General features: G+C 60.3%; 6 protein-coding genes and 1 pseudogene. 2 read left to right on the forward strand and 5 right to left on the reverse strand.

Annotated elements, in window-relative coordinates:
* Positions 1-4: 4 nt before the first annotated feature.
* The 3 genes from IC757_RS11105 to IC757_RS11115 form a co-directional block, all read right to left on the reverse strand.
* The gene (locus IC757_RS11105; protein WP_190974378.1) at positions 5-892 is read right to left on the reverse strand and encodes a transglutaminase-like domain-containing protein; all 888 of its coding nucleotides are present in this window, start codon (positions 890-892) and stop codon (positions 5-7) included.
* Positions 892-1,647, reverse strand: a complete 756-nt coding sequence (locus tag IC757_RS11110) for a hypothetical protein (protein WP_190974379.1) — start codon at positions 1,645-1,647, stop codon at positions 892-894. The genes IC757_RS11105 and IC757_RS11110 overlap by 1 nt, the downstream gene beginning before the upstream one ends.
* Positions 1,648-1,729: 82 nt before the next feature.
* Positions 1,730-4,561 carry a hypothetical protein gene (locus tag IC757_RS11115; protein WP_190974380.1) on the reverse strand — a complete coding sequence of 944 codons (2,832 nt, stop codon included), beginning with the start codon at positions 4,559-4,561 and terminating at the stop codon, positions 1,730-1,732.
* Positions 4,562-5,048: 487 nt separating this feature from the next.
* On the opposite strand from IC757_RS11115, the gene IC757_RS11120 reads away from it, so the two are divergent.
* Together IC757_RS11120 and metH are read left to right on the forward strand one after the other, a co-directional pair.
* Entirely contained in the window at positions 5,049-5,942 is an 894-nt protein-coding gene (locus IC757_RS11120; RefSeq protein ID WP_223846352.1) for an ArsR/SmtB family transcription factor, read from the forward strand.
* Positions 5,939-9,636 (forward strand): annotated as a pseudogene (gene metH / locus IC757_RS11130) (methionine synthase). Before IC757_RS11120 ends, metH begins: the two are co-directional and overlap by 4 nt.
* A gap of 519 nt (positions 9,637-10,155) precedes the next feature.
* On the opposite strand, the gene IC757_RS11135 reads toward metH, so the two are convergent.
* Positions 10,156-10,734 carry a DUF2058 domain-containing protein gene (locus IC757_RS11135; RefSeq protein WP_190974383.1) on the reverse strand — a complete coding sequence of 193 codons (579 nt, stop codon included), beginning with the start codon at positions 10,732-10,734 and terminating at the stop codon, positions 10,156-10,158.
* Between the two features lie 31 nt (positions 10,735-10,765).
* Positions 10,766-11,458, reverse strand: coding sequence for an FKBP-type peptidyl-prolyl cis-trans isomerase (locus tag IC757_RS11140; protein WP_190974384.1), 693 nt, complete (start codon positions 11,456-11,458; stop codon positions 10,766-10,768).
* Positions 11,459-11,518: the final 60 nt, after the last annotated feature.

Below are 11,518 nucleotides of genomic sequence, written 5' to 3' on the forward strand. Positions count from 1 at the left end.
CTGCCTACTGCATGCTAAGGGTGATATCCGGATCGCTGGTAAAGAACCGATCCCATGCCATGTTCCTGGCAGACCGGACGCCATAGTGGGTCACCACGTATCCGAAGGGATCGGGGTCGTAGTCGCGTCTCTGGCCATCGACGATCACCCACCGATCGTCAACCAGGATCTCGGCCCAGGCGTGAAACGCGTGAAAGCTCAGGTGACCACTTTCTGGTACGACGTATCCGCCGACCATACGTGCCGGGAGCTCCATGGCTCGTGCCAGGGCCACGGCCAGGCTGGCGTACTCGGTGCAATCGCCCTGGCGTTCCTTGAATGCATACAAGGCCCCGCGGTCAACCGGGTCATAGCCGGCATCGTCGATTTCCCGAACCAGCCAGCGATAGATGGCATACGCAGAGTCCGCCGCCTCGGGTCGTTGCAGACGAGATGCCAGCTGGATGATGTCGGGATGATCTGATTCCACCAGCGGCTCAGGCGTGAGCCATTCGTCACTGGCGTTCTCGACTGGAATCTGGCCCGCATCTGCCATCAGAAGATCGGCAGTCAGGCGGATTTCCCGTTGGCCGTACGGCGGGATTCGATCGATCAAGACACGGGCAAAGGGATGCCGGTTATTGTCTGTCACCAACTCGACTGGATAGTCACTTTCCAGGTTCTCGAGATACTGTTGCCAGGACTCTGGAACGGGAATGAAGCTATTGATCGAGACCTGCTCAAGCACCTGGTTACTGTCATTTCTCACTTCAATCCGCCAATGAAGCGGACGCTCAATTTCGTAGGCGGCGTGGAGACCCGAATTCTCTTCAGTGGATCCGACAAACCAGAGACCTGTACTGGCAAGCAGTGCTGCCAGCCCTGTCAGAATGATGACTGACTTGCGCGACATTACGGGCACCCCGTGCCAGTGCGTGCTTCTGGCTGTCGATTCATGGTGACGAATCGGCCATATCTGTATTGCAAGGCTTGGGCACCACCCTGTGCGAAAAAGATCGGATGGCCATGCAAACGGCTAAGCGCCAGCGCCTTGCGTGACGCATCGCTTCCGTCCTGGTCAACCAGAAGGACACCGGCATGAGCCAATACATCGAATGCACTTGCCAGACTGTCCGCTCCGGATTCGGTCGCTGATACCTTGTCCCTGAGCGCATTGGGCAAATTGATTTCGTCGAGTGATACGATCAGCCAGCTGGATTCGTGCAGTATCCCGATCACTCTGTCAGCGGGTACCGACAAACGATCCATCAGCGCATGATCCGAATAGTCCTGATCGCTGCCCAACAGCAGTGCGGGCAGTCCACCCCGGACATAGCGCACTGAAGCGTCACTGTTCCGCCAGCGGCCAAGTCGGGTGGCGAGGTTCAGATCGTCGTAGCCTGCACCAGCCACATAAAGTGGGGCATGGGTTGTTCGCACGAGGTTGGCCAGTTCTCCTGATTCAACGGTCACCACCTCGCTCAGGCGCGAGACTGTTTGACTGGAAGACTCGCCAATCACTACCAACTGCCCCGAGGTGGAACTCAACGCCTCCGCCGGCTGGACCATTTCAGCCGGCTCCCATTGTGCCCTGATTCCTGGATCAGTCTTGAGCTCCAGGTCAGCCTGCAGCGGACAGGACAGGGAACGATCAACACTCTCACCCATTTCAGCCACTGCAACCCAACTGATCAGACAGAGGCAGCATGCTGTCAGGATCCGACACCGATGCATCAACACCCTCATGAGCCTACGGTTCCTCTGACTCGAAAGCGTCTCTGAACAGGGCATCGAGCAGCAGCGGCAGACGTGTATGGAAGGCACGGTCGAACTGAATGCTTCCCACCTCCTCTTCCAGCTCACCGCGTTCGTCATCCTGCTCCACGTCCTGATCGACCAGGAAGCCGAACGCACCATCCGGCCCGGTACATAACCTCAGCCAACCACCGGTCGAACTATGACGACTCTGCTTCTTGGCCACGACAATTGCATCGTCACTCAGCGGAGGTATCAATGTTCCGGCGCCGCAACCGTCCGACCATGGGACAGCCTCTATGGCCTGCTGCGGCGACAGCCAGCTAACCAGTCCGCTGTCGGCAGCAAAAGCGCCTTCCGAACCGTGCCAGGCAATCCAGCCAAGTTCCTCTGCCTGGGCGACTGCTCCCTGAGTGGCGGCGGAGCGCTCAAGGGCGGCATCAAACCCAGTTGACGACACGGCACGAACTGCCGCAGTCAGCCAGGGCTCCGAAGCCATCTGGGGTACGTCGGCCGACTCGTTTCGCATGCTTTGCAGCGATGACAGGATCAGCGGGGCAGCCTCGAATGGCGACTCAAACGCAATCGGCAGCCAGTGATCGGCGGTGTCGACATCCACTGCTTCCTGCAGGTCCACAACACCCGCCTCAATCACGCCGCCTCCCGGGAGCAGATACCGACCCTGTTCGACAGCCACGAAATGCACGGCCGTCGGAGCAGACATTGTGAAGGCGGATGGTGGCTGAACCTGGGCAATCTCGAAGCCATACCGGTCGACATTGCGCAACCGCACACTGGCCGGGTTCTCTTCACCGTCGTCACCGATGACCATGACGACCGGCGTTGCGTCAAATGGATAATCGAACTGCACTGCCTTGAACCCACTGTCACCGGTTACTTGAGGCAAGCTCAGCCGGCCAGCAGCCAGAGACCAGGTCTCATCTGCCCGATGGACGAAATCGACCATGGCGTCATCTGCCTGCTGCCAGGCCGGGTCGCCACCGCTGATCGACACGGCGACGTGATACGGATGAGTGCCGGATGGGGTTGCCGGATCACTACGACCCTCGACCTCCACCACGGCCCCGGATTGCCAGTTGGACTGATCCAGCACCAGCGAGTCCGCCAGGGGTTCGCCCCATTCGGGTCTGGAGCTGACGATATCGATGGTCAGCGGCTGGAGTGGCGCTGCTGCAAGTGCGACACGGAATCGGGCACCCGATTGGTCTCCCGCAGTCGCAAGTCCCTGGTCAGGCAGGACCTGCAGGCCAGCCTCGTCGTTATCGAGATTGATGGCCGGCAAGGGATCATGTACCAAGCCATCGAAATCGGCATCATCACTGGAGGTTGGTCCGACGAGGACTTCATACTCGACGTCTCCGTCAAGTAAATCGTCATCCACGCCGGTCACGGTCACCTGCTGTGGCTGGTCCCAGTTATCGGCAGTCAGGGTCAGTAGTTCAGGGGACACTTCACCTTCCGAAGCATCGCTGGATGCGACAGGAATCTGCACGGGAGCCGAAGGTTCACTGGACAGTTCAATGGTAAAGCTGGTCTGGCCTCCGTCCTCCGACGTAATCAGAGGCGAGTCTGCATCCACGATCAGCGCCGGGGATTCGGGATCTGTCGTCGATACCGAATAGGTCAGCTCGTACGTGCCATCCGAGTTGGTGTCGAAAAGGTGGACTCGGTACTCCCATTGGCCCGAGTCCTTGGTTGGTACCTGGCCGAAGTTGATTGGGTTTATCCGCTTGCCGTCGGACCGCCACACGGCGGTCAGCACACCGTCGCCTCCGGTGGGATCGGTCAGCTCTGCGTATACTGGACCGTTCGTTTCCGGAAACTGCAATTGATAGACTGCTTCCTCGTCATCCTGCTCGACAAGCTGAAGTGAGGAGTCCTCAGACTGGTCAGTCACGCTACTGTCAAACCCTTCCGACTCGTAGAGCATCAGCGCATGGCCGGTGTCAACCAGAAAATCCACTCGCTGGTCACGGCCAGGCATATCATTCATGACCGTCCGGTGCAAAGTATGCGTGTTGACACTCTCGATCAGTGAAGTCAATTCACCGCCCAGCGAATCACTGTGGTAATAGTCGGCACTGAAGTCTATGAAGTGCCCGTACAGCGACACCACCATGGTCCAGACCGCAATCGCACTCTCTCCGGCCTCCAGGTCGCCAAACTCTGCCAGCAAACTGTTGACCGCATCCTCCTTGTCAACCTGGGTGGAAAGCAGCTCGAAGGTGATCGGCAAGCCCTGGGCATTGTCCACGATCCGTGGCTGGGCCGACTCGATGGCCAGTTGACGGGCAGCTCCGTAACCGCTGTTGGTCACACGAACTGCCAACGGAAACGGCAATGGCTCCAGTTCACCCGGCTCCAGCGGATCCTCACCAATGACTTCTGCGGGAAGGAAATAGTCCAGGGTCAGCATGGGCATCGGCTGAACCTGAATGAAATCCGGCGCGACCTCCATGGTTTCGACTTCTCCAGCCACGGAGTAGGACAGCGTGGCTCCAACCTGATAGAGCTCGCCCTGCGGGTCGCCTCCACCGGCGCCAGGTGCCGGGATGATCAGCCAGTAGATATCCGCCTGCTCGCCTGGAGCAATGCTGCCTGAACCATCGATTCCGCCTACGCCGGAGATCGAATCCAGCGTAATGAAGAAATCCGCATCGGTATTGTCTGGATCGGAACTGGCCAGAACGGGATTGTCTTCGGAATCCTGAAACCAGACATTGATGTCGACCTGGTCAAGTGAAACAGTATCTAGCCCGTTGGTGATGCGCATGTGGGCATCGAAGGCCTGCCGCTCCAGTGTCATTTCCTGCTGGATCTGAATACTGACAACCGAACAGACCGCATCTCCCCCGCTCACCGGCCCGGGGGCCAGTAGCCAGATGCAAAGTGCAACGATTCAAACGCCTAATCTTCTCCCCCTTCCGGCGCGCAAGTGCTCCGGAATCCTCATGATTTGGTTAGATTCTCCCTATATAAAAAAGAGTCGCTCCTGCGGCGATGCTTCCGTCAGGCGTCCCCGAGTCTGCTCCCAAGTGCCAACGCCAGAGTATCCCAGTCGTGCTTGTTCGGAGGAGATGATCGCTTTGCCAACGCCTGGATCAAAACTAACACCATGTTGTGAAGTGAGTCAACCTTTGCCACCGGAAACCCGTTAGAACTCATAGTTATGTCACGCCGCTTCATCGGGTGTTGCACTTCGGGTCAGGTCACGCTATGCTCACCTTATCTCTTGATCGCGATAAAAGGATATAGTCATCGACCTGGATCTTGTCAGTCGGCACTGCAGCCTGCTGGGCGACTCCACGCGGCTTCGGCTTCTGGCGCTGCTGGAGGCCGAGGAGTTGACCGTGGCGGAGTTGGCCGAGGTGACGCATCTGGCTCAACCGCGCGTTTCGACCCACTTGGCCCGCTTGCGAGAAGCCGGGCTGGTAGTGGATCGTCGCGAGGGGGTTTCGGTGTATTACCGGCTGGGCAACCCCGATGAGAATGCCGGGCTGCATCGGCTCTGGGCAATGTTCAGGGAGCACCTGGACGATGCCCAGGTCGCGGCCGATGCCGACCACCTGCCGGAGGTGCTGGCCCGACGGGCTGCCGGGCGCAACTGGCCTGACAGCGTCGCCGGCGACATGGAAAGACACTACTCACCCGGCCGCACCTGGGAAGCGACTGCGCGTGCGCTGGTGCACCTGCTTTCGCTAGGCAAGGTGCTGGATATTGCATCCGGCGACGGCGTGATGGGCGAGCTGCTTTCGCATCAGGCCGAAAGCATCGACTGTATCGACTTGTCGGAGAGGATTGTGTCGGCCGGACGCAAGCGCGTGGCCGGGCTGGGCAATGTGCGATTCCACTGTGGTGACATGCATGCCCTTCCCTTTGATAGCGAACATTTCGACACGGTACTCATGATGCATGCCCTGCCCTACAGCCCGAAACCGGCAGAGGCCATGATCGAGGCGGCCCGCGTGCTGCGCCCCGGTGGCCGGCTGGTCGGCGCGACGCTGAAGCGTCACCGGCATACCGCTCATGTCCGCAGTTTCGGGCATGCCAACAGCGGCTTCACCACACGGCAACTGAACGAGTATTGCGACAAGGCCGGACTGGAAGTCGGATTCTGCGACGTGACGTCGATTGAACGCAAGACCCCCAATTTTCACATCATTACACTGCTGGCAAGAAAACCATGAGTGAACTTCCCTGGCACGATCCTGACCGCGTGGCATCGCTGGTCAGTGCTCTGGACAATGAAATTCTTCTGCTCGATGGTGCCATGGGCACCATGATTCAGGCTGCGGCGTTGAATGAAGAACAGTTTCGTGGTCAGCGTTTTGCCGATCACGACCATGACCTCAAGGGCAACAATGACATCCTGGTGCTGACCCGCCCCAATGTCGTGCAGGACATTCATCGCGACTTTCTCGATGTCGGCTGCGATCTGGTCGAGACCAATACTTTTAACGCCAACCGCATCAGTCAGGCTGACTATGGCCTGGAAGCACACGCCGAGGAAATCAACCGGGAAGCGGCCCGACTGGCGCGCGAGCTGTGCGAGGAATACGAAACACAGGATCCTGAAAGACCGCGTTTCGTGGTCGGGGTCATCGGCCCGACCAACCGCACGGCATCGATTTCGCCGGATGTATCCAGCCCCGGCTATCGCAATGTCGATTTCGAGGAGCTGGTCGCCACTTATTCCGAGGCCACTCGCGGCCTGCTTGATGGCGGCAGCGACCTGATCATGATCGAAACGGTGTTCGATACGCTTAACGCCAAGGCCGCCATCTTTGCCGTGGAGGAGGAGTTCGAACGACGCGGTGAGCGCTGGCCGCTGTGGATTTCGGGCACCATCACCGATGCCAGCGGCAGAACCCTGTCAGGCCAGACGCCCGAGGCGTTCTACTTTTCGATTGCCCACGCCCGGCCCCTGCTGGTGGGCTTCAACTGTGCATTGGGTGCCGATCAACTTCGCCCTCATGTGCGCGCACTGGCCGAGGTGTGCGACTGCCGGGTCAGCGCGCACCCCAATGCCGGCCTGCCCAATGAACTGGGTGAGTATGATCAGCAGCCCGAGGACATGGCGCGCCTGGTTGAGTCGTTTGCTGCCGATGGCCTGGTGGACGTGATTGGCGGCTGTTGCGGAACCACCCCGGAGCATCTGTCCGCCATTCGCCACTCGATCAAGCAACACGCGCCTCGTTCGCACCGACGGAGGGCGGCGGCATGAGTCGTGAACACATCACTCGGCTGAGCGGTCTCGAACCCCTGGTTATCACCCCGGAGCTGGGCTTTGTCAACGTCGGGGAGCGCACCAATGTGACCGGCTCGGCCCGCTTTCGACGCCTGATCGCCGACGAGAACTACGAGGAAGCCGTCGAGGTAGCTCTCCAGCAGGTGGAAAACGGCGCTCAGATCATTGATGTCAACATGGACGAAGGCCTGCTCGATTCGGAGCACGCCATGACGACATTCCTCAACCTGATCGCGGCCGAACCCGATATCGCCCGGGTACCGGTGATGGTTGATTCCAGCAAGTGGAGTGTCATCGAAGCCGGCCTGCGCTGTCTGCAGGGCAAGGGCGTGGTCAACTCCATCAGTCTCAAGGAAGGCGAAGAGGCCTTCCTGGAGCAGGCCCGCAGAATCCGCCGCTACGGTGCTGCCGTGGTGGTCATGGCCTTCGACGAATATGGCCAGGCCGACAACGCCGAGCATATGGTTGAATGCCTGGCGCGGGCCTACGACCTGCTCACCGGACCGGCCGGCTTTCCACCGGAAGATATCATTTTCGATCCCAACATCTTCCCGGTGGCCACCGGCATTGCCGAACACGACAACTATGCCGTGGAGTACATCAATGCCACGCGCGAGCTCAAGCGGCGTTTTCCGCATTGTCATGTCTCCGGCGGCGTGTCGAATCTGTCGTTTTCGTTTCGCGGCAACAACACCGTGCGCGAAGCCATGCACTCGGTGTTCCTGTTTCATGCCATGAAGGCCGGCATGGACATGGGTATCGTCAATGCCGGGCAACTGGCGGTGTATGACGATATCGACCCGGAGCTGCGTGAACTGGTCGAGGACGTGGTACTCAACCGTCGTTCCGATGGCACCGAGCGCCTGCTCGAGGCGGCCGAGCAGTTCAAGAGCGAAGAGCGGCGCGAGAAAAAGGATGAAGCGTGGCGCGAAAAACCCGTTTCCGAACGGCTCCGGTACGCGCTGGTCAAGGGCATCGACAAGCACGTGATCGACGACACCGAGGAAGCCCGGCAATGTCATGACAGTGCGCTGGAGGTTATCGAAGGGCCACTGATGGATGGCATGAACCATGTTGGTGATCTGTTCGGCGATGGCCGCATGTTCCTGCCCCAGGTGGTCAAGTCAGCCCGGGTCATGAAGAAGGCCGTGGCCCACCTGGTGCCCTACCTGGAGGCCGAGCAGACCACCCGCGAGAAGAAGGGCAAGGTCTTGCTGGCCACGGTCAAGGGTGATGTGCACGACATCGGCAAGAACATCGTCGGCGTGGTGCTGGCATGTAACGGCTTCGACGTCCATGACCTGGGCGTGATGGTGCCGGCCGAGAAGATCCTCGACGAGGCGCGCAAGGAAAGCTGCGACATCGTGGGGCTTTCGGGGCTGATCACGCCGTCACTCGATGAGATGGTCGATGTCGCCCGGGCCATGAACGATGCCGAGTTCGACCTGCCATTGCTTATCGGCGGCGCAACCACTTCACGTGCCCATACCGCACTGAAGATCGACCCTGCCTACGAGGGGCCGGTGTGCTGGGTCAAGGATGCTTCGCGCTCGGTCGACGTGGTTCGCAAACTGGCCAGTCGTGAACATCGCAGCGCCTATGCCGCCGGCATCAGCGAAGATTACGAAAACTATCGCGAGCGCCAGGCCAGCGGCCGCAAGCGCAAGTCGCTGATCACCCTGGACCAGGCACGCAGCAAGCCTTTTCAGGCCGACTGGGAGGAACACCAGCCGGAAGCGCCGGCCAAGCCGGGCCTGCACGTGTTCGATGACTGGCCGCTGGAATCGCTGACGCCCTATATTGACTGGACGCCATTCTTCCAGAGCTGGGAGCTCAAGGGACGCTATCCGGACATACTCGAAGACCCGACGGTTGGCGAGGCCGCTCGCAACCTGTTCCGGGACGGCCAGGACATGCTGAAGCGCATTATCGACAACCGCTGGCTGGGCGCACGTGCGATGTGTGCGCTGTGGCCGGCCGCGCGCGATGGCGATGACATCCTGCTGTATGCCGACGAGTCGCGCGACACCGTGCTAGAGCGCATGGTGATGTTGCGCCAGCAGGCAGACAAGCCGTCGGCCAACCTCTGCCTGTCGGACTTTGTTGCCGAAGCCGGCAGCGGCATCGATGACTGGATCGGACTGTTTGTCGTCACCACCGGCCATGGCCTGGAAGAGGCTCTGGAGAATTTTCCGGATACCGACGACTACAGCCGCATCCTGCTGCAATCCATGGCCGACCGCCTGGCCGAGGCACTGGCCGAGGCGCTGCATGCCAGAGTGCGACGCGAACTGTGGGGCTATGCCGCCGACGAAGACCTGGACAATGATGGACTGATCCGCGAAAACTACCGTGGTATACGCCCGGCACCCGGCTACCCGGCCTGCCCCGACCACAGTGAAAAGGAAAAGATCTTTCACCTTCTCAAGGCCACCGAACGCATCGGCGTGGAACTCACCGAGGGCTTTGCCATGCGACCCATGGCCGCTGTCAGCGGCTATTACTTCGCCCACCCCGACAGCCAGTACTTCGTCGTCGGCAAGCTCGACCGCGACCAGGTCGAGGATTACGCGAAGCGCAAGGGAATCAGCGTGGCGAAGGCCGAGAAGTATTTGCGGCCGAATTTGGTATGACGGTAGGAGGTAAAAGGAGAAAGGTGAAAGGTAGAGAAGGTTAGCGGGTAGGCAGCTTTTGAGCGGCGCGGGCCGATGTCTGATGCATCGCCGGTGGTCAACCTTGAGCGCTAGTGGGCCATGCGGTTAATAAGGTAACGCTCAGAGCCACTGTGCTGGCGCGAATCAAGGCGCGTTTCGCAGGGAATGGCAGCGTCCTTGCCAAGAAACGCAACGCCGAGTCGCGCCAGCACAGTGACTCCCGAAGGGCCGTCGCACAAGCGCCGTGGGCAGGGCAGGCGAAACCGCATGGCGACTTTCGCGTAGCGAATGAAGCCTTGCGAGTGGAGCCGCTGCACGTGTTCCGCTCGCTTGAATTGGCGACGGCCAGTCCTGCGCTCGCGCGCCTTGCCCACGACGCTTGTGCGGCGGCTGAGTGTTACCTTATTAACCGCATGGCCCACTAAAGGTCGTCAAGCCAACCCCTTTCACCTTTCACCTTTCACCTTTCACCTTTCACCTTTCACCTTTCACCGCCCCTCACCACACCAAATCATCCGGCACGGGCGGGTAGTGACTGCCGTCGTCTTCGGGTTCTTCGCGGCCTTCCAGGCTGGGGACCAGGTCCGGGGCGACTTCGCGGTACTTTTCCAGCGTTTCCAGGGTAACCAGCAGGTAGGAACCGCGCAGGTTGACAACGCCGATTTCGCCGTTGTTGAGCTGTTCGCGCTGTTCGGGCGTGCACAGCACGCGGCGGATACGCCCCATGTGCTCGAAATAGCGTGGCAGTTCGGCTTCCTTGCGGTTGAGCGTGTTGCCCTTGATCAGGGCATCGAGCTCCTTGTTGCGCCGGCGGCGCTCTTCCTGCTCGGCCACGCGGCGCTGCTTTTCCTCTTCCTTGCGGCGCTTATCTTCGCGCTGGCGCGCGGCGTAGGCGCGGGCCAGATCGGACTCGGAATCGCGCTTGCGCTGACGCTTTTTCTTGTGGCGCGGCGGTCCGCTTCGGGCCGATTTCCGGTCGTTGGCAGCCGCGCCAGGCTTGTTTCGGCGCGGCTTCTTCTTGAGCTGCTCTTCGTCAGCCAGCCCTGCCTTGAGCAGGGCATCCTGCAATGTTCCCATTTCGATCGCTACCGTTGATCGGCTGGTGGGTTCAGTCGTCGTGGACTTCGATCAGCTCGACCTCGAAGATCAGCGTCGAGTTCGGTCCGATCGGGCCGGGACGCCCCTGCTCGCCGTAGGCCAGGTCGGCCGGAATGAAGAATTCCCAGGTGCCGCCTTCCTGCATCATCTGCAACCCCTCGGTCCAGCCGGGGATGACCTGGTTGAGCGCAAACGTGGCCGGTTCGCCACGGGCATGCGAGCTGTCGAACTCGGTGCCGTCGATCATGGTGCCGCGGTAGTGAACGGTCACCCGGTCGGTTTCCGAGGGGCTGCGTCCGGAACCGGCTTCGACCACGCGATACTGCAGGCCGGACTCGGTCTCGCTGACATCGTCTCGCTGCAGGTTCTCGGCCAGGAAGGCCTGACCTTCCTCCAGGTTGCGTTCGGCAGCCACAGCCTGCTCCGCCTCCATTTCCTGCTGCCGGCGCTGCATGAAGGCATCACGCTCGGCCAGCGCTTCTTCCTGGGTCAGGCGGGTTTCCTCGCCCCGGTAGGAGGCCTTCAGGGCCTCGACCAGAAGATCAAGCTCCAGTTCCAGACCCTGCTCGGCCAGTGAACTGCCGATGTCCATGCCGATGGTATAGCTGATGCGATCCTCGGGGGATTCCAGATCGCTGGCGATCGCGCTCACAGAAACGCTGGCAGCCAGCAGGCCGCCGGCAATGATTCGAATGCTCTGCATTGAATTGACTCCTTGCACGGGATAGTGATTTTCGAGTGAGTTATCCGACCGCCCTCCCCC

The organism is Wenzhouxiangella sp. AB-CW3, assembly GCF_014725735.1.
Lineage (GTDB): Bacteria > Pseudomonadota > Gammaproteobacteria > Xanthomonadales > Wenzhouxiangellaceae > Wenzhouxiangella.